Here is a 21,361-nt window from a genome sequence, read left to right as displayed (position 1 = left end):
TTGTATTTCGTTCTAAATACAGTTCAAGTGTACTGCACTATTTGTTTTTAAAAAAATTTAATATGGCAAAAATGAGTATTTGCCATAAAAAAGATAAATGATTATAACATAATATAAAATAAGTACAATAAGTAAAGCAAAAGTGGTGAATATTGGAGTGTGAGTGTCTTAGTGGCGTACTATTGTATTATTCCGTTATTTAGAATCCTTCTTAAGAGTGGTCAAGAGTATGAAGAGTAGCTTAATACGAACGTGGAGAAATGTTATTTAAATGCCTTATAGACTATTTTGGATAAAAAAAGCCTCCATTGGTAAAAGGGCAATGGAGGCTTTAGTGTTTAGTGAAAATTGGTGTGTTTTTTATGAAACCCAGTTCTCAATTTCCTCTTTAGAGGGAAGTTTTGTGTCAATTTTTAGTTTTTTACGCATTCCGCCCAAATCATTAAATATTTTATTCGGATTAGCCTCTTTAAGAGCCTCAATGGTGAAGAATCCCATTTTTTGCAAAGCTGGGACCCAAATTTCAGGAACGCCAACGGCTTCATAGTCGGCCACGGTGGCAACTTCTACTTTTTTCTCTGGTCTCATTTGAGGAAAGAAAAGCACCTCTTGAATACTCGTATTATTAGTCAATAGCATAGCCAGCCTGTCAATACCAATACCAATACCTGATGTAGGGGGCATACCGTACTCTAAGGCTCGTAAGAAGTCTTGATCAATGAACATGGCTTCATCATCTCCCTTTTTAGTCAGCTGCATTTGCTCCTCAAAGCGTTCACGTTGATCAATAGGGTCATTTAGCTCAGAGTAGGCATTGGCTAATTCTTTACCATTCACCATTAGTTCGAATCTTTCTGTTAAGTCTGGGTTATCTCTATGTACTTTACATAATGGACTCATTTCTTTAGGATAATCAGTAATGAACGTAGGCTGAATGTAATGATGCTCACATTTTTCCCCAAATAACTCATCAATGAGCTTTCCTACTCCCATAGTATCATCAACGGGTATGCCTACTTTTTTACAAACCTCACGTAGCTCTATTTCATTCATTCCTGCCACGTCATACCCAGTATGAACTTTTATAGCTTCCAAAATAGGAACTCTTGCATAAGGGGCTTTGAATTCAATTTGATTTTCGCCTACAGTTACTGTTGAAGTACCATTGGAGTCTAAAGCTACTTTTTCTAGTAACTCCTCAGTCATTTCCATCATCCAGTTATAATCTTTGTAGGCCACGTACAGTTCCATGACTGTAAACTCTGGATTATGCGTTCTGTCCATACCTTCATTTCTGAAGTCCTTAGCAAACTCATAGACAGCATCAAAACCTCCAACTATCAATCTTTTGAGGTACAGCTCATTGGCAATACGAAGATATAAAGGGATATCTAAAGCATTGTGATGTGTCATAAATGGACGAGCTGCTGCACCTCCAGGAATGGGCTGAAGAATAGGTGTTTCTACTTCCAAGTACTCTCTGTCATTGAAAAACTGGCGAATAGAATTTGTGATTTTCGTTCGTTTTAAGAAAACATCTCTAACCTCAGGATTTACTATAAGGTCTACATAACGCTGACGATACCTTAATTCTGGGTCTGTAAAGCCATCATGTACATTGCCGTCTTTGTCTCTCTTTACTATTGGGAGAGGTTTGAGGGCTTTATTGAGTATTTTGAAAGACGTTACGTGAATAGAGATTTCTCCTACTTGAGTCACAAAGGCATATCCCTGGATTCCTAGAATGTCACCAATGTCCAAAAGTTTTTTGAAGACAATGTTGTACATCGTTTTGTCTTCTTCTGGGCAAATGTCGTCCCTTCTGAAATAGACCTGAATTCTTCCAGAACTATCCTGAATTTCTGCGAAAGCTGCACTTCCTTTACCACGTACACTCATGAGTCTACCCGCAAGGCTTATAAACTTATAGTTTCCTTTTTCTGTGTCAAAGTTTGCCTTTATTTCGGCAGACGTTGCGTTGATTTCAAAAAGCTCTGGCGGGTAGGGATTTATGCCCATAGCCATTAGCTCTTCTCTCTTTTGTCTTCTAAGGATTTCTTGCTCGTTCAGTAACATCTATAATTGTTCTATATATAATGGAATGTTTAGCCCATTCCAAGCGTAAAAAAGAATGCAAAATTATGAAATATTAATCAATCTCCGATGAACATTGCCTAGCTTTGAGCATGCTAAAAGTAGGTCAATTAAATAAGTTAGAGGTTTTAAGAGGTACATCGGTAGGTTTTTACCTAGGAGATGACGAAAATAACGATGTATTACTACCTCATAAGTACATTCCCGAAAACCTGAATGTAGGCGATGAGGTGGAGGTTTTTCTTTACAGAGACTCTGAAGATAGAATCATTGCTACCACTTTAGAACCTCTTATAAAGCTTAATGAGTTTGCTTGTTTACAGGTAAGTGCAGCTACCAGAATAGGGGCATTTTTAGACTGGGGTTTAGAAAAAGACCTTTTTGTTCCTTTTAGAGAACAAAATCAAAAGCTTAGAGAAGGGGATTACACGGTGGTCTACCTTTATTTAGATACCGAGACAGATAGGCTAGTAGGTTCATGCCGACTGAATAGGCACTTTGAGTTTGAAAACATTGATCTAAAAGAAGGGGAGGAGGTAGACCTTTTGATTTTGGACAAAACCGACCTAGGATATAATGTGGCGGTCAATCATAAATACCGTGGACTTATTTATGAAAATGAGATTTTCCAAAGGGTAGCTTGGGGAGACATCACTAAAGGCTTTGTGAAAGTGGTGCGAGAAGATGGTAAAATTGACATCACCCTTCAAAAGCAAGGTTTTGAAAATATCAATGAGCCCAATGCTCAAAAGGTATTAGAAACTTTAAAAGCCAATGGCGGCAGCCTCGACCTTTCTGATAAATCTGACTCTGCAGATATTCAAGGCAGATTAGAAATGAGCAAGAAAGCCTTCAAAAGGGCTATTGGTAGTTTATACAAGCAAAAGCTTATTGTTATTGAGCCGGAAGGGATAAGCTTGGTTCAATAGGAATACGTTACTCCTTCTTCTTCCCCTCCTTATCTTTCCCTTTAAAAAGAGAGAAATGCACATAACGTCTCGGATTCGCTTTCAAATCAGAAAGTAGGGCGTCTAAAGATGCGGCTGTTTCGTCAAGGTTGGAATATAGTGACTGGTCAGAAGTTAATTTGCCTAAAGTACCTTGTCCCTCATTTACATTTGTCAGAATATCCTGCAAGCCAGCTATGGCAGTATTAAGGCTGCTTACTGTTTTCTCTAGTTCTAAAGTACTAAGGTTTTCTGTAAATGCTCCAGTTCTTTCCATTATTGGAGCTATTTGAGTGTCTAAGTTTCCCGTAACTGTTCCAAGGTTTTCTGTAACAGTTTCAGCATTAGAAATAACTTTTGCCAGACCATTAGAATTTTGAGCTAAAACAGCGTTTAAACCATCTGTAGTTTTATTGGCAGAAGTCAGGAGTTCATTTAAGGCATAACCGGTTTGGTCAAACTGCTTTACCACCTTATTAAGATTAATTAAAAGGGAGTCCACATTTTGCAGAGCAGGTGTAATGGTAGATATGGCTTCATCAGCCAAACCCATTTCAGTTTGACCTTTAAGAAGGCCTCCTTCAGGTAGGCTTGTCCCTGGTTCTATTTGCAGTTTTATCAGTTTACCACCTATAAGTCCATCGTCAGATAATAGAGCTACAGTTTGGTCTGTAAGTTTTATGTGCTTTCTAACGGCTAATGTTACATTTATCCGATTATTCTCTTGGTCTGTCTTCATAGACATTACACGCCCTACATTTACACCTTTAAAGGTAACGGCGTTTGAGGTCTGAAGCCCTTGTACATCACTAAATACTACTTGGTATTCATTTTCTGTAGAAAATACATCCAAACCTTTAAGATAATTGAAACCTAGATATAAGATAACTAGCGAAATGATACCTAATAAACCAACCTTCGCTTCTTTACTTATTTTCATTTTTTGCTGTTTATGCCTGTGATTACAACTATGACACAAATATAATGCCTTATTGGTTTCTTTCTACGTCAGATTTGTAGGAATTGAATGCCGTGTATATCGCTTTCGCAATATTCTCTCTACCACTTTCCGAGGCTAATTTTCTGGCATCAGTAGGATTAGAGAGGTAACCCGTTTCAATTAATACACTCGGCATAGTAGTTTCCCAGATAACCAAAAAACCTGCTTGTTTTACGCCACGGCTTTTATTTCCATGATTAACAAATTGACGCTCCACTCTTGAAGCAAAATCCATGCTTTGATTCATAAAAGCACTTTGGTAGTTGGCTAACATGATATGTGCAAGCGGAGAGTTTGGGTTAAAACCTTTATAAGACTTTTTGTAATTATCTTCCATTAAAATCACATTATTCTCTCGCTTAGCCAGGTTAAGGTTATCCTCACTTTTATGAAGCCCCATAACATAAGTTTCTGTACCACTTGCATTTGCAGATGTGAACGCATTACAGTGTATGGATATAAAAAGGTCGGCTTTATTTTTATTGGCAATTTCCGCTCGCTCGTTTAATGGAATAAACACATCAGTGTCTCTAGTGTAAATTACATCTACATCTTTTAGATTATTTTTTATCATTTTACCTAAGCGGAGAGCTATGTCTAAAGCAAATCTTTTTTCTCGGCCATTTCCTGTACCAGGGTCTTTGCCACCATGTCCGGCATCAATCACCACTTTTTTTACGGCGTTTAAGGGATAGCTATTGAGCCTGCTGAACGAAAAAAAAGTGGCAGATGTAAGTAAAAAGGCTATTATGAAGGTTTTATTAGAAAGCATGATGTAGTGTTATTTAGGTAAATTTAACACGAGATTTGTATAATTTACGTTATTAGGAAGTACAATTAAAGTACTTTTGTGATTCAAATTTAACTTTTTTGATAAAACAGGAAAAATTTAAAAATATTGTCCTGAGACTTTCCTCTAAAATCGTAGGTCGCAAATCCCATATTTTGTGTCCTATTCTTTTGTTGTGCTGCCTAGTTTCCAGTTTGACTTATGCTCAAACAGACTCTTTAGTAGCAGCTCAAGATACTATTACCAATGGCATATTTTCAGACTCATTAGTGATTCCCAAAGATACACTTCCGAAGAGCTTAATTGCCGACTCCTTAGTAAGTGTAGATAATAACTTAGAAACTACTGTGGTTTACTCTGCTGATACCATTATAATGGAAGTGGATGGAGAGACTGTTTTTTTATATGGTAATGCTTCCGTAGAGTATGGAGATGTGGATTTAAAAGCTGATTTTATTCGCTTTAGTTGGGTAGATAGTGAGATTTACGCACACGGAGTTCCAGATTCTACAAAGTTGGTGGGAGAGAAAGTAAAAGGAAAACCGATTTTTACGCAAGGAGCAGAATCCTATAATACAGATACCATAAGGTATAACTTTAAGTCTAGGAAGGCCATTATTAAGGGGATTGTAACGCAAGAGGGAGAGGGTATAATTCAAGGTGAGAAAGTAAAGAAAGACCCAAAGGATAACCTCTATTTAGTAGATGCTAAATACTCTACTTGTGATTTGGCGGAGCCGCATTTTCATATTGCTGCAAAGAAAATTAAGCTTGTGAATAAACGCTCCATTATTTCTGGGCCATTTAATTTAGTTTTGGCCGGTATTCCTTTGCCCATAGGTTTTCCTTTTGGCTTTTTTCCTGTGCCAAAGAAGAAGGAGATAGGTACATCAGGTTTTATTATGGGTAGCTATGGAGAAGAGCCCAATAACAGAGGCTACTACTTTAGAGACTTTGGTTACTATCATGCTTTCAATGAGTATATCGGTGCAAAGGTTTTAGGTCAAATCTATTCCAAAGGAAGTTTTGGTCTTGGCGTGCAGTCACAGTATACCAAGAAGTATAGATACTCAGGAAATGTCAATGTCCAGTTCAATGTCAATAATCCTGGTGATGAGCTGTCGCTTCAAGAAACTTCTAGAGATTTTAATATTTCATGGTCGCATTCTCCGCAAAACAAAAGACCTGATAGAAGTTTTTCTGCTTCGGTCAATTTGGTAAGTAATGGCTTTAATCAAAACAATAGAAGGCTAGACGCCGTAGACCAATACACCAGTAATACTTTTGGCTCATCTATTCAATACTCAAAAGACTTTGGGAAATTGATAAGAACGAGTGGAGCATTAAGGGTCAATCAAAACGTGTCTACCAAGGTTTTAAATGCTGGAGCTACATATAGTTTAGCTGTTAGTCAGTTTAACCCATTTGTGCCAGAGAAAAAACAAATAGGAAGATGGTATGAGTCTTTTAGAACAGGGCTTTCAGTTAATGGAGGCTACTCCGTAACAAATCAAAACAACACTCGATCTACCAGCTATAATGATTACAATATTGCTGGAGTTTCTAACGAGCCCATTTCTGCAATAGAAGAAAGAAGAAAGCAGGAGCTCGAGCAGCTTCTTTTGTCAAATAATTTAACTGATGAAGAAAGAATTCTTTACGAAGAGCAGCTTGCAGCTTTAGATAGCCCAGTTATTGAGGGTATTGATAATATTCTTAATAATGGGGTGTTTAATACTTCTTATAATGTGCCTATTTCGCTACCAAACCTGAAGATTGCTAAGTATATAAACCTGACGCCAAGTATTTCCTACAAAGGAGATGTTTTTACTAAGGAATTGAAGTATCAATTTGTAAATCCTGGAGACGGAGAGAAGGTTGTTACTTTAAGCGATGGAAGAACTGTTACTGTACAAGGTGTTGAAGATTATGATTCTGTTTCATACAGCTATGATGATTTACAAAACTTAAGAGTTTTAGTTGACCCTAATGGTGGCGGTGTAGTCGTAATTGATACCTTAAATAAGCCGTCTTTTGGTCAGAGCTATTCTTTTGGAACAAGTTTAAATACTAGAGTGTACGGAACTTATAGGTTTAACGAAAAAGGAAGAATGCAGGCTATTAGGCATACCGTTTCTCCTTCTATGAGTTTGAGTTACACACCAGATACCGAAGGGCAGTATGCGTATAAGACTGTTACTAGGCAGGATAGTACGGGGGCTATAACTGAAAAGTATTTGCCAAGATTTATCAATTCTTCGGCGAGAACAGGTTCGGCTTCAGCCAATATTAGTTTCGGAATAACGAATCAGCTAGAAGCTAAAATGCGAAGTAAGTCAGACACTGCTCAAAACGAATTTGAGAAAGTTTCCTTGCTTGACAATTTTAGTATAAACGGGAGCTACAATCTTCTTGCTAAGGTAGGTTTAGGCGAATTTGCACTGTCCAATATTAATTTGAGTGCTAATACATCCTTATTTAAAGGTTTGATAAGGTTAAATACAGGAGGTACCATAGACCCTTACCAGTATGTTAAAGACGATTTAATTTCCAGTAACCTAGCCGGGCAAAGAGTTCCGATTTTTAAATGGAAAAATAATACAGAAGTAGATGTGGGAGACTACTTGAGTAGTTTTAACTTGTCTATGAATACCACGCTTAGTCCTAAAACCTTTAATAAGGGTAAACAAGGAGGAAAGGAAACGGATGAAAATGAAGACCCCGCGAAAGCTGCCATGGAGAAGTTTATCAAGGCTAACCCTATGGCTTATGTAGATTTTTCAATCCCATGGAGTTTGACAGTGGCTTACTCTTTAAACTATTCTAAGCAAGGTCTAGCAGATGCTCGAGTAACGCAAGCTTTGTCTTTTAGAGGAGATTTTAGTTTAACACCAAAGTGGAAAGTAACCTACAGTACAGGTTGGGACTTTGTTTATAAAGATGTAACACTGACTACGGTGGGAATGATGCGTGAGTTACACTGTTGGGATATGAGCTTTAACTGGACACCTATTGCAGGTAATGCGGCAAGAGCCTCAAACTATAGTTTTGATTTGAGGGTTCGTTCTTCCCTTCTTAAAGATTTAAAAGTAAGTAGGAGAAGACAGTATTATGACCGAGGAGGTTTCTAGCCATAACACTGTCTTGAAAATATTTGATTAGCTAATTTCGAAACTGGCTAGCTGTACAAATTCCATTACTCTATCGTTTATCTCTTGGTCAGTTAGGCCTAATATTCTTTCTACACCAAATTTCTCAACACAGAAAGAAGCCATTGCCGAACCATATATCATAGCTCTTTTAAGGTTATTGAAAGATAAGTCGTCAGACTTTGCCAAATAGCCAATAAACCCTCCGGCAAAGCTATCTCCAGCACCCGTTGGGTCAAAAACATCCTCTAACGGTAAAGCAGGGCAAAAGAAAATCTTATCTCCTTGGAATAATAAAGCACCGTGCTCACCTTTTTTAATAACCAAAGTTTTAGGTCCCATTGCCATAATGGTTTTAGCCGCTTTTCTTATAGAGTAGTCGCCTGAAAGTTGTCTTGCTTCAGAATCATTTATTGTCAAGCAATCAATATCAGCAATAACTGCCTTTAGTTCATCCATGGCTATGTCCATCCATAAGTTCATGGTATCTAGCATCACAAATTTAGGACGCTTGTTAAATTTATTTAAAGTAGCATGCTGCACAGCAGGCACCATGTTTCCTAACATAAGGTATTCGCAGTCTTGGTATTGCTCAGGTAATTTTGGCTCATAACCATCCAAAACATTTAACTGAGTCTCTAGGGTGTCACGGCTGTTCATATCATTATGATACTTACCAGACCAGAAAAATGTTTTACCGTTTGGGTCTATTTCTAGGCCGTCAGTATTAATGGCATGTTTATGAAATGTTTCAATCATTTCGGCAGGAAAATCTGCCCCAACTATCCCCACTAAATTATTCTTTTTAGTAAAGTAAGAAGCAGTTAATGATATATAAGTGGCAGCCCCACCAATAATTTTATCTGTCTTGCCAAAAGGTGTCTCTATTTTGTCAAATGCTACAGAACCTACAGTTAATAAACTCATGAATGATGTTTAGTTTTATAATTTTATGCAAAAATACTACGATTCTCGGAATAGTAACATTTGAATTTGCCGAACTATACGGAGGAATTTTGGCAAAAAAGCCCTTACCGTAAAAAATCGTACCATGTTTTTGTTTAATATTTTAGTGGATAGTTTGCTTATATCTATTAATTCTTTGTTGTATTTTTACCCTCTAATAACTAAATAAGAACAATTTTTCCAATGAAGAATCCTTTATTTCTTATCGGTGCTTTTTTGCTCACAGTAGCATTTAGTACGCAATCAAATGCCCAAGGTTCTGTACCATGTGTAGAAACGCTTAACTCGTTTTTTCATGATGAGGTAGTAACTACTATGCCAGAAGGAGCTGCCCCAAAGATCCTTAATAGGCTTGGAACTAATCCTCAGTTTGGACGAATTAGACGACATACAGCCGCTTCGGCCTATGCTCATCTTAAAGCTGTCAAAAGAAGAAGCAAAAGAAATGGTGCTGAACTTGATAGACTTTTAAGAACCCTAGGTTATACAGGTTCTGAAGATCCTGAATTTGACAAAGATGACATTACTCCAGTAATTGTACCTGCTGGCTCAGTAGGGTGGATGGGCTCAGGAAGTAAGAAATACTTCAAAGCTCAATTCGGAAAAGATTTTGAAGGGTATCAGATTTTTGTTAAAGATGGCCCTTGCTTTGTCTACATTATGAAAACTTGTGGAAATATCTTCTTCCAAGATCTTCCTAAATGTGACCAAGAGATTCCTTGTCCTGAGTGTAATAATTTTTCCGCTTGGAGTGCTAATAATACAGCCAATCCATATTGTAACTGTACACCATGTCCAGATTGTCAGGATACGGTAGATCAAACAATCAACTTATCGGGTGCTGGTGAAGTGGCTAGTGGAGATTGTGTAATGGGGACTAAAGAAGTAGAGTTAGTAGCATCTTATGGTGGTCAGAGCTTATGTTTAGGTAAATTGACTGTTCCTGTAAGTGTTACATATGAATACGCAGCATCTGGTTCTACGAGTGCTTCGGAAGTTGTAAGAGTAGATAATCAAAATGGAAACGCACTTTCCAATGTTGATTTAAAAATTCCAGTAAACTTAGATTTTGATGTAGAAGAAGGTCAGACAAGCTTTGGTGATAACGGTGCCATTAGAATGGATGTTACTAAAAAGAGATTTGCTGTCTTGAAAAAGGATTATGCCTTATGTCCTGCTGATATGGCTGGAACTGAAATGGAAGGTCTTTCTGCTACAGAAATTGAATCAACTGATGCAGTAGTAGCTGAAGCTGCTTCGGATGGAGTTATTGGTAAGAAAAAACAAACTATTTTCTTTGCTGGAAATGATGCCATAAGTGAAGTAGTAAGTAAAGAGCACAGTAACACAGTAACTGTTATTGCCCATGCCAAGAAAATGGGTAAACTTTCAAAAGGAGAGTCGGCTGACAAATATTTATGTTTAGGTCAATATAGTGTTGCTGGAGCATCTGCCCTTCAATACATGCTTACTGGAAGTAGCAACCTTACGCATGCTTTAGAGATTTGTGATGGTGAAGGAAATGAGCCAGCAGAGAAAAATATTGACTTGCCAATTGAGCTTGACGCAAGTTTCACTAAGCAAGAAATGAAAGTAGGTGATGATGGAAAAGTTTATATCGAAATCACTGAGAGTCAATACAAAAAAATGGGTAAGAGATTCTCAAGATGTTGCTCAAACGGAGACGATTCTTGTTTCTAGGAGCTTATTCGTTTTAGATATAAAAAAAGCATTCCAAACGGAATGCTTTTTTTATGCAGTAGAATGAAAGTTCTAATTCTTAACGATTAAGTAAATTCTCAAACGCTTTATCTACTTTATTAAATTCAAATCCGGCAATTAAGTAGTCCATATTTTTCACTAGAGCATCATTACATAGGTTTCCTATGCTACCTTCTAAGGTATGATTAAGGCTTCTGTCTGGTACAAAGTTTCCATCATTAATGCCTTCGCCAGTAATTTTGTAAGCATCTCTAAATGGTGTGCCCTTTAATACAAGGTTGTTTACATTTTCAACACTGAATAGTAAGTCATACTTTGGGTCGTCAAGAATATTTTTCTTCACCTCCATTTCTCTTACCATAAATTCCGTAATCTCTAAACACTCCGAGAAGCTATCAAAGGCTGGAATAAGAATTTCCTTAAGTAATTGAAGTTCTCGGTGGTAACCGCTTGGTAAGTTTGATAATAAGCTGTTTATCTGAGTTGGTAGGTTTTTTAAAAGATTAGCTTTTCCTCTGAGTATTTCTGCCACATCAGGGTTCTTTTTATGAGGCATTATGCTACTGCCTGTTGTGATTTCCTCTGGTAACTTGATGAAAGCAAAGTTCTGGCTGTTGTAAAGACAAACATCCATTGCCAGTCTTGATATAGTATTGGCAATGTTACTCAAAGCGGAAGAAACGGCATATTCCATCTTCCCTCGAGTCATTTGAGCGTATACTACATTATAATTTAGGTCATCAAAGCCAAGTAACTCTGTAGTCATGGTTCTGTTGAGTGGGAAAGAAGAGCCATAACCAGCACCACTGCCTAAAGGATTTTTATTAACAACCTTATATGCTGCTTGAAGTATAGTAATGTCATCAATAAGGCTTTCTGCATATGCTCCAAACCATAGGCCAAAAGAAGAGGGCATAGCTATTTGAAGGTGAGTGTATCCAGGCAGTAGGTCTCCTTTGTGCAAATTGCTTTTCTCAATAAGAGTTTGAAAAAGCGAATTCGTTTGAGAGCACATGTCTTCTATCTTACTCCTAAGGTACATCTTAAGGTCCACTAAAACTTGGTCGTTTCTAGAGCGGCCGCTATGGATTTTCTTTCCAATATCTCCTAATCGCTGGGTGAGTATTAACTCTACCTGACTGTGAACATCTTCTACGTCATCTTCAATTTTAAAAACACCACTGTCAATGTCGGAGATAATACTTTTACATTCTATAAGGAGTGATTCTAGTTCTTTTTTTTCTAGAAGTCCAATACTTTCCAGCATAATGGCATGAGCCATGGAGCCGAATACATCAAATCGGGCTAAATGAATATCTAGTTCTCTATCTTGACCTACGGTAAATTGTTCAATGTTTTCTTGAACTTTCTTACCATTACTTTTGCTCCAAAGTTTCACTACGTACTTGTTTTTTTGATTATTAACCTCACAAAGAAACAAAGAAAGTGACCTAAAATAGAAATATGCGTCTAATAATCTGAAAAGGAAAAATATTAAGCGGAGACATTTTTAGCACGGTATTTGCACTATTATTTGGGAATTCTTAAAACGTCTTATGCCGTTTTTTGGATTAAATAAAATAAGTCTTAAAAGATGCCTTCATTGGTGTTTGGGAGGGCTTTTTAGAAAGTAACATCGTGCAATCCTGTATTTTGGCATAATTTTTAAGGGCGAATTGCCCTTTCAAATACTGTCGTTTATATATGGAAAACTGGATGTTGCTTTTTTTTATTTAGAAAAAAAACTGATAATTCTGATAAGGAATTTAACATTGCTGATTGAATTTATTTAAAAAACTAGTTCTATTGAGAGAACACTTACTTAAAACTGAAATGAGAAGTCTGTCCAGATTATCTTCAAAAATGAAGAGAAGGCTATTTAGTGCCCTATCTTTAATTACACTATTATCATTCTTTGGTTCACCGACATTTGCTCAAAGCAAGGGGTCAGGAACAACGGGTCAAAGTAGTTCGTTGAAAAGTGCTTTAAGTCAGCAATCCTCCGTTGCGGGCGAGAGTCTTTCCTTTAAGGAAGCTGAAGCTGCTGTTTTAAAAGCAGCCCCGTTTCTTCAAGGGAGCGAACATGCCTTGGAACGACTAGAGCGGGTTAATAGATTCATGACTTCTGACTTTGTAAAGGAAGAAGAGGCCTCCAGTAAAATGGTTTCTGCAAGGGTGGTAGCTTCGGTTGATACAGACTGGAGCTATTCTTGTGCTGAAGGCAAGAGGATGGATGTATATGGTCAGGGAATAAAGGGACAGACAACCTCGACCATTAATATTCCGAATGCGAGCAATATTAACCGCATTTATGCAGAGGTAATATATAAAGGGGGTAACCCTGGCTCTTCTATTACTATTCAAGGTAAGACTGCACAGAGAACTACTCCAGTAGGAGGTAGCTCTGACGTTTATGTTTATAGAGCTGAGCTTTCGGCAGCATCCTCTGTGACATATACAAATTCAAGTAGTACTTCAAATCTTCAGTCATTAGTATTATATGTAGAGAGAAATGTTGTAGGCTTTCAAAGTTCAGGTGTTTTTGCTAAAAGGAGTGGTTATAATGATGTGCAAACCATCAATATGTCAATTCCAACATCTTCTTCTTCTAGGAATTTGACTATTAATGTTCCTATTTCCGAAATGACGAACGATAACAGGTACCTTATGATTAAGGCCACTGCAGGTTCAAGTTCGACTTCAAAATTTATTTATAGTTCAGATAAGTCTTTAGGAGATTGTTGTTTAAATATTGTAACGCTGGAGCTTAATAATGTTCCTGCTAACGTAAGCAGCATTGCTATTCAAGTAGATACAAGGCATAATCAAAATGGTCAGTCTGGAGTTAATGGTCAATCTTGGGTTTTAGGTAGTGCTATTGCTATTAATGGAGAGTGTAATCCAGCTCCATTGTCTTGTGTTTGTTTGTCAAATAATCTGGTCTTAAATCCTAACTTTGATTCTAACGCTAATAATTGGATAGCTCCTCAGGGTCAATTCTCAAGATATACAGGGGGACCTTCTGGAGGATATGGTATTTTAAATAATAGCAATTATGACAATGACTATACAGTTTATCAAGATGTTGCTTTAGGGGAGAATAAATACTACAAGTTGACAGCGGATGCTGCAAAGCACGGAACAAGTAATAATGCATATTTGCGATTAGAGTTTTATCAAGGAAATACGCTCATCAGCATGTCTCCTGATTTTAATATCACGAAGAACTTTGATGGAACTCTTCAAAGTATAACACCTATAGAAGGTTATACTCCACAAGGAACTAATAAAGTTCGTATTTATGGCTATGCTAGAAAAACGGCTTTAAAGTTTGATAATGTTGTTTTAAATACCTGTTACTCAGAGGTTATTGTAAATAATACAATAAAAGTAAAGCCGCAATGTGGCTCATCAGATGGTTCTATAGAGATTCAGGCTTCGGGTGGAAGTGGTGATTATCAATACAGAATAAATAATGGTAGTTATCAAACATCAAATAAATTTACTGGCTTAGGTCAGGGTACTTATACTATAGAGGTAAAAGATAAAAATAGTACGTGTAAAAAAACTACTTCTGTTGCTCTTGATTGTGAAGATTATTGTCCTTATTCAATAACAGACCCAGATCCTACTTCTGCAGAAGTTAACCCAAGTCAGGTTTTTGATTTGTCTGTTAAGACAGATGCTCCTAGTTCGGTTTATATAGAATGGGTAAGGTCAACACAGAATGTTAATTCATTAGATCAACTTACAACTAAAACAGTAGTTGGTGGTGGGTACGTTGCTAATGGTGGGGTTACAATTCAAACTACAGCTCCATCTTCTTTAGGTACATATTACTATTATGCTTGTTTCAAACCAGAAGATCCTTGTGGGACTTTTGCGAAACATATTATTACTGTAAAGAATATAGGAACTAACGATCCCGTTTGTCTATCTGGAGAAAGAGCTCTAACTGATAATTTATTAAGAGGAGCATGTGCAACATCTTCAACTTATTATTCAGTTTGGTTGGATATGAGTTCTTCTCAAGGGAAGCCTAATTATCAACACTTTAGAACAACGGACCTTAAATTTGAAGAATATTGTAACGGAACTGCTAAAATTTACGGTAGAGCCAAAGCCGATGGTGGAGGTAACAATGACTACATTGATGTAGTCTATAATCTTTCAAATAGAACTGCTACCACACCATCAAATAGCCCGAAAGCTAATTCATGTACGACTTACGGAAATGATTTGTATTATTATACTGATGCTGAGGGAACTATAAAAGGTGGTTCTAGTGGAATATATGCTGGAATGGAAATTACTATTTCTGATAATAATAGTAATTCAATGCCTGCTTTCCAACTAGGTACAGGTGCCAATGTTAATACAAATGATTTTGGAGCTAGTGGTTGGTTTAGCCTTAATTTTACAAATTCAGGTTCTAATGGTTGGTCTAAAAAAACAGATCATGGTGATTTTAATTTTAATCTAGGTGGAATTGTTCCTTTTGAATTGGAAGCTTCCGCTAGTTCACAATCCGTTTGTTTAGATGGTTCAGTTACTTTCAATGCTCAGTTTAAAGGAGAAGTTCCTCAGGACTGTAGTCTTTCTTATTCATGGAAATCTCCTGATAATGTTACAGTTAGCTCTTCTCAATCTTTCACGATAAGTAATGTAGATGAAAATGATGCTGGAGTTTATACAGTAACTGCTTCGTTTGTTTCTGGTGGGAAAGTTTGTAGTGCTACAGCTACTGTTAATATTATTGTTGATGCTAACTGCGAAGGAACCCCCGTATGTGTTCCAGATTGTACGCCGGTAGCTTTAGCTTCTTGGGACTTGGATAATTGTAACACCGGAACTGGTGGAAACTGGTACGGAGAATTTACCGCAAAAACTAATACTGGTGGATGTGGAGAAATAGAAGCAAGTACAATATATAGGGTAAATCCTGATGTAAATAAACACTCTTGTGCCTCAGGAATTTCAGGAGATGCAATGTGCATTAATGGTATTAACTCTACATCGAAACCAGGATCGGGTAATGATAGAGCAGTTAGATTTGCAACTACAATTACACCATCTAATGGTAAATCATATAAACTGTCTGATTTACAGTTTAGTTATAAGAGAAGTGGTTATCAGTGTAATGATGGTGGTTCGCAGTCTCTTGTACTTTATGTTTTCAAAAATGGTACACAAGTGCATGAGGAAACCATTACTGGCTTAACTAAGTCTTGGAAAACAAAAACTGTTTCATTTGCAGAAACAGAAGACTTTATTTCAGATGCAGCCACTACCTATGAATTTGAGCTAATTGGTTTTAACCCGACTGGAGGTTGTACGGTTTGGGAAATTGATGAGGTCAAATTGAATGGATGTTGTGGAAACTCCGTAGCTAAACCTATTATTAATGTAAGTAGTGCTAATATCTGTAAAGGAGAGTCCGTAACACTTACAGCATCAAGTTGTTCCGGAAATCTTCTTTGGAGTACAGGAGCTACTACGGAGCAAATTGTAGTTAGTCCTCAGTCTACAACTAGTTATTTAGTTAGTTGTTCTTTGGGGTCTTGTGCTGCCGAGCAATCTGTGGAAGTAACTGTAGATCCTAACTGTAATAATGATGTTTGTTTGACTTGTCAGCCAAAAACTGTCGTTAAATGGAATTTGAATCAGTGCCTTGCTCTACAAGAAGCCTATTCTTACAGCGAGTTTTTACCTGAATATCCTAATTCTGGTAATTTCACATCTGTTTCAGCTACAAACGTTTACCGAAATAATCCTTCAAATAACCCTCATAGTTGTGTTGTAGGATATACAGGGAATGCTAACTCAGATAGAGCGATGTGTATTTCTGCAAGTAAAAGTTCTTCGGCAGATTGGGATAAAGCAATTAGGTTTAAAGCTACTTTTGATCCTTCTCAAACAGGAGGAATAACCAAATTGAGGTTTAACCAAAAGGCAGAAAAGACTTTAGATTATGCTCCTGAGCCATCATCAAGTGGTGGTACGGCTAGTAATAATTATCCGAAAAAGTACTCTATAAGAATTTATAAAGAAGGTAATTTAGTTTATGAGTCTTTAAATCGTTCAACAAACCCAACTAGTTGGACTACCGAAGAAATTGATTTAAGTAATGACCCTGATTTTGAATTCTCGGATGAAACTGAATTTGAATTCAGAATGACTGCTTATTCTCCTGTTGGAAATGGTGCAGATCTTTCAGTATGGGATTTAGACAATATTGAAATTGTTGCTTGTAATAAGTCCGATGTGATTTCGGCTACTGCTTCAAACAATGGGAATATATGTATTGGAGGAGATGTTACTTTAACTGCAAATTCAGGAACGGCTAATCTAACCTATAATTGGACAGGGCCTAATGGTTTTTCAGCTACAGGTTCTTCTGTAACTACTGATGAGGCAGGTGTTTATACTGTTACTGTCACTTCAACAAACAGCTGTACCGCTACAGCAACTACGGAAGTTACTTTTAAAGCTCAACCAACGGTTTCGGTAAATAATACAACCACTTGTGCTGGTGAAACTGCTACGTTAACGGCGTCTGGTTGTAACGGAAACGTATCTTGGAATACTGGAGCAATTGGAAATACATTAACCATCAATAATCCAGATGCAACCAAAGAGTACACTGCTATGTGTACTGAAAATGGTTGTACGGCATCTGCTTCTGGAGTTATTTATGTTCAAAACTGTGATGAAAATTGTATTCCTCCAACTGATGATAATTTTGAAATTTGTGAAGATGAGCTCTTAACAGAAAATGTTGCTAGTAATGATTTATTACCTAGTGATGCTTTTGATATAGTTTATAGTTTAAATTCTAATGTTTCCAATGGAACACTGAATTTCTCAGGTAATGGTGAGTTTGTCTATACTCCTACGACAGGTTTTTCAGGGATAGATAATTTTGTTTACAAGCAAGTTTATAAAATAAATGACTCTATTCAAGGCTATTCTACTGATGATGCTGTTTTAAATGGCTGTGGTACTAATAAAATAATAGATACCTATGTAAAGGGTCTTGAAGGTGGAGGACAGTCAAACTCTATCACTATTCCAAACCCATCAAATCTTAATAATGTAATTGTTGAAGTTTGGGTGGAGAATGGTTCTTGTGCTAACACTATGACTATTGAAGGTCAGACGGTTACAGGGCAGTTTGTTGTAAGGACAAATGGACAGCCAGATTCTGAAAAAATATTCAGAACTACACTTTCTAGTGTAAGTGCGGATGGCAAAATAGATATTACTGCTGGCAATGGTTCTTGTCAGATGAGTAGTGTAGCGGCATATGTAGAAAGAGATCAAATAGGTGGTGCATCTTCATACTTGTCTAGTGATACTGATTTGTATCATGGATATGTTTCAGGTGGAGATGACTGTGTGACGGTTAATATACCTATAGGTGGAAGTTCGGCACCGAGAGATATAGATTTTAAAATTCCTCTGCACGAGGTAGATGATGTTAGACCAGTAACTGTTACTATTACAGCTGGTGGGGTCACTCAAAGTAAGACAAGTACTTCAGGGTTAAACGGAGCAGATCTGGTTTCTATAACTTTGAGTAATGTACCAGCCAATACCGAAATTGCTGAAATAACGGTATGCTCTCCTGACGGTAATGGTGACTCTTTTGGAATTGGTGCTGTTTCTGCTGCTGTGGAAGAATGTACACCTCCAAGTAAGATTTGTGAAGAAGTTGCTCAAGTTGAGATTATTGTACATCCAAAACCAGAAGGCTCAATTCCTGCTATTGCAGATGCTTGTGAAGGAGGGAATCTAACTATCCAATCCGGAACTTGGACTAATGGAGCTACGTATTCTTGGGTTGGACCAAATTCTTACAGTTCAAATCAACAAAACCCTGTGATTAGCAGTATTACAGAAAGTACTCAAGGTATTTATACATTGACAGTTACATCCGTTGAAAACTGTACAGCTACAGCTACGGTTATGGTAAATGTTGTACAATGTGGAAGCATTGGGTCTACGGTTTGGATTGATAGTGATAATGATGGAATTATTGATGGTAATGAAGATGGTATTTCTGGAGTTACAGTTTCTCTTTTTGACGGTTCAAATAACTTTATAGAGAGTGTTCCTACTGATTCAGAAGGGAATTATTATTTTGATGAATTGGCCCCTGGCCAATATCAAGTCAAAATACTTGGAGCAGACTTACCAACGCAGTATCAATACGCTAGTGAAACTACTATTGATACGGAAGAGGTGGATGGAAACAACAATGGTTCGCAAGTATCAGGAGGTCAAGATATAAGTTCACAAGTTGTGGTATTAGAGCCGAATGGCGAACCAACTGCGAATGAAGAATTATTAGGTAATTCAGATAACCAAATTGGTGGTGCTCAGGATGATACAAATGATTCTTATGGAGATATGACTGTTGATTTTGGATTGATATTAAATCCTAAATTAAATATTAACAAAACTTTTGTTTCAGCAACAGACTTGGGTAATAATCAATTTGAAGTCCTATATAATATTGTAGTTGATAATTCAGGAAGTGCTAAAACAACTTATGGTTTATCAGATCTACCAGCTTTTGATAATGATATAAATATTTTAGAAGCTTCTTATACTTCTGATGCTCCTGGTTTTTCTGGAACTAGTTTAGCAGGAAACGGGCCATGGTCACTTTCTACTGATGTATTATTGGGAGGTGGTCTGGAGCATACTTACGTATTGAAAGTTAAGGCTGCAATAAACTTAACAGATGGCGTTACTGGAGATGATACTTATAAAGAGTGTGGCTCTGGAAATTCCTCAACAATTGCTGCAGGCGAAGGTTTATTTAATGTTGCCTCTCTTTTAGATGGCAATGAGCTAGTAATAGATAAAGATTCAGCATGTGGCGATTTACCTTTCATTACGCATTCAAAAACTCTTTCGGCTACCACGGCCTTAGGAGATAATAAGTATGAAGTAACTTATGAAATAGTTGTGAATAATATTGGTGGAGCTTCTGGAACATATGGGTTGAAAGACGATGCTTCTTTTGAAGATGATATCAATATTTTAGATGTTAGTTATACTACTACTTCAGGTGTTCCAACAGTTTCACTTTACCCTACGGATAATGTATGGACTTTAGCAAATGGTGTTTCTTTGGCCGCAGGCGGAAGTCATACTTATTCTGTGAAAGTCATTACGCAAATAGATATGACACCAGGTTCTTCTGGAAATAATGTTTATGAGGGATGTGGCTCAAAAACAGGTGGGACAGAGTTCGAAGCTGGCGAAGGTTTATTTAATGAGTCTTTATTGACGGACTTTGAAGGAACAGTTATAGAGAAAGATACCGCTTGTGGAGATTTACCATATATTGTTCACTCTAAAGTTGCTTCAAATAGAACTCAAATAGATCGTGACGATTATGCTATTGAGTATACTATTGAGGTAGAAAACAAAGGTGGTAAAGACGGTGTTTACGGACTTCAAGATGCTCCTGGCTTTGACTCGGATGTTGAAATCCAGTCAGTGGCCTATACAAATAATGCTGGAGTTGCAGTCAATACATTAAATATAGGAGATGCGGTTTGGACACTTTCAGAAGATGTTAGTTTAGCTGTTGGCCAAAAACATACTTATATACTAACTGTCGATGTTAAACTGAACCTAGAAACGGGTTCTTCTGGAGATAATGTTTATAACGAATGTTCTTCTTCAAATGGAGGAGATTCCTTCACTAAAGGAAATGGACTTTTCAATGAGTCAATCTTATTAGATTTAAATGAATTAGAAATAGCAAGAGATACAGCTTGTATTGATTTATTAGCTGCTCTTGGTGATACAGTTTTTGTGGACATTAATGGAAATGGTTTACAAGATGTTGGAGAAGAGGGTATTCCTAATGTAACTGTTACTTTAAATGGAATAGTTGATGGAGTTGCAATTACTCCTCAAACTGCTGCTACAGATGCTAATGGTTTCTATGAGTTTATTGGATTGGAGCCAGGTGATTACACAGTAACTTTCCCAACCTCAGCAAACATTGATGGTCTTACTGGCCAAATAACGGCTGATGATGCTACCAATGGAAATACAGATGGAACCGATACGAATAAAGATTCGGATGCAGATCAAACAACTGGAATAACAGAAACTTATACCTTGTCTTATGGTGAATTTGAGCCAAGAGTCGACGCCGGTTACTATGTACCAGCGAGTTTAGGCGATACAGTCTTTGTAGATGTAAACGGAAACGGTTTACAAGATGCAGGGGAGCCAGGTATCGAAGGGGTAACGGTTATTTTAACAGGAACGACGGGCGATGGTGAGCCAGTAAGTGAGACAACGACGACTAATGGCGATGGTTATTATGAGTTTACAGGATTAGTACCAGGCGACTATGTAGTAACATTCCCAACGACCGCCGATGTAGATGGCTTAACAGGTCAATTAACAGATGAGAATGCTAATGGTGAAGCGGATGACGAAGGAGCAGACGATAGTGATGCAAATGAGACAGACGGAACCACGGATACAATCACACTTACAAGTGGCGAAGACGAGAAAGATATCGATGCCGGTTACTATGTACCAGCGAGTTTAGGAGATACAGTTTTTGTTGACACGAACGGAAATGGTTTACAAGATGCAGGGGAGCCAGGTATCGAAGGGGTAACTGTTATTTTAACAGGAACGACGGGCGATGGTG

General features: G+C 37.3%; 9 protein-coding genes. 4 read left to right on the top strand and 5 right to left on the bottom strand.

The features are described 5' to 3' along the window. Positions 1–360: 360 nt before the first annotated feature. Positions 361–2,076, bottom strand: coding sequence for a lysine--tRNA ligase (lysS, locus tag AADJ06_RS17740; RefSeq protein WP_341227831.1), 1,716 nt, complete (start codon positions 2,074–2,076; stop codon positions 361–363). Positions 2,077–2,186: 110 nt separating this feature from the next. Between lysS and AADJ06_RS17735 the strand changes: the two genes are divergently transcribed. Then, positions 2,187–3,023, top strand: a complete 837-nt coding sequence (locus tag AADJ06_RS17735) for a S1-like domain-containing RNA-binding protein (protein ID WP_341228079.1) — start codon at positions 2,187–2,189, stop codon at positions 3,021–3,023. Positions 3,024–3,030: 7 nt separating this feature from the next. Here the strand turns inward: AADJ06_RS17735 and AADJ06_RS17730 are convergent, their stop codons facing one another. Beyond that, on the bottom strand, positions 3,031–3,981 hold the full coding sequence (locus AADJ06_RS17730; RefSeq protein WP_341227830.1) for an MlaD family protein: 951 nt from the start codon (positions 3,979–3,981) through the stop codon (positions 3,031–3,033). A 49-nt stretch (positions 3,982–4,030) separates the two neighbouring features. Further along, the gene (locus AADJ06_RS17725) at positions 4,031–4,813 is read right to left on the bottom strand and encodes an N-acetylmuramoyl-L-alanine amidase (protein WP_341227829.1); all 783 of its coding nucleotides are present in this window, start codon (positions 4,811–4,813) and stop codon (positions 4,031–4,033) included. Positions 4,814–4,986: 173 nt separating this feature from the next. Between AADJ06_RS17725 and AADJ06_RS17720 the strand changes: the two genes are divergently transcribed. Next, complete coding sequence (locus AADJ06_RS17720) at positions 4,987–7,962, top strand: putative LPS assembly protein LptD (protein WP_341227828.1); 2,976 nt, start codon at positions 4,987–4,989, stop codon at positions 7,960–7,962. A gap of 27 nt (positions 7,963–7,989) precedes the next feature. Here the strand turns inward: AADJ06_RS17720 and AADJ06_RS17715 are convergent, their stop codons facing one another. Next, positions 7,990–8,907, bottom strand: a complete 918-nt coding sequence (locus AADJ06_RS17715) for a PfkB family carbohydrate kinase (protein WP_341227827.1) — start codon at positions 8,905–8,907, stop codon at positions 7,990–7,992. Between the two features lie 222 nt (positions 8,908–9,129). On the opposite strand from AADJ06_RS17715, the gene AADJ06_RS17710 reads away from it, so the two are divergent. Continuing rightward, positions 9,130–10,647 carry a hypothetical protein gene (locus tag AADJ06_RS17710; protein WP_341227826.1) on the top strand — a complete coding sequence of 506 codons (1,518 nt, stop codon included), beginning with the start codon at positions 9,130–9,132 and terminating at the stop codon, positions 10,645–10,647. A gap of 79 nt (positions 10,648–10,726) precedes the next feature. Here the strand turns inward: AADJ06_RS17710 and argH are convergent, their stop codons facing one another. Continuing rightward, the gene (gene argH, locus AADJ06_RS17705) at positions 10,727–12,067 is read right to left on the bottom strand and encodes an argininosuccinate lyase (RefSeq protein ID WP_341227825.1); all 1,341 of its coding nucleotides are present in this window, start codon (positions 12,065–12,067) and stop codon (positions 10,727–10,729) included. Positions 12,068–12,531: 464 nt separating this feature from the next. On the opposite strand from argH, the gene AADJ06_RS17700 reads away from it, so the two are divergent. Next, positions 12,532–21,361: SdrD B-like domain-containing protein (locus tag AADJ06_RS17700; RefSeq protein WP_341227824.1), on the top strand; the 8,830-nt coding region annotated here is incomplete at its 3' end.

The sequence above is a fragment of the uncultured Arcticibacterium sp. genome, assembly GCF_964021845.1.
GTDB lineage: Bacteria > Bacteroidota > Bacteroidia > Cytophagales > Spirosomataceae > Arcticibacterium.
Note: the sequence above shows the minus strand (reverse complement) of the source record. Positions and strands in the feature narration are given on the sequence as shown.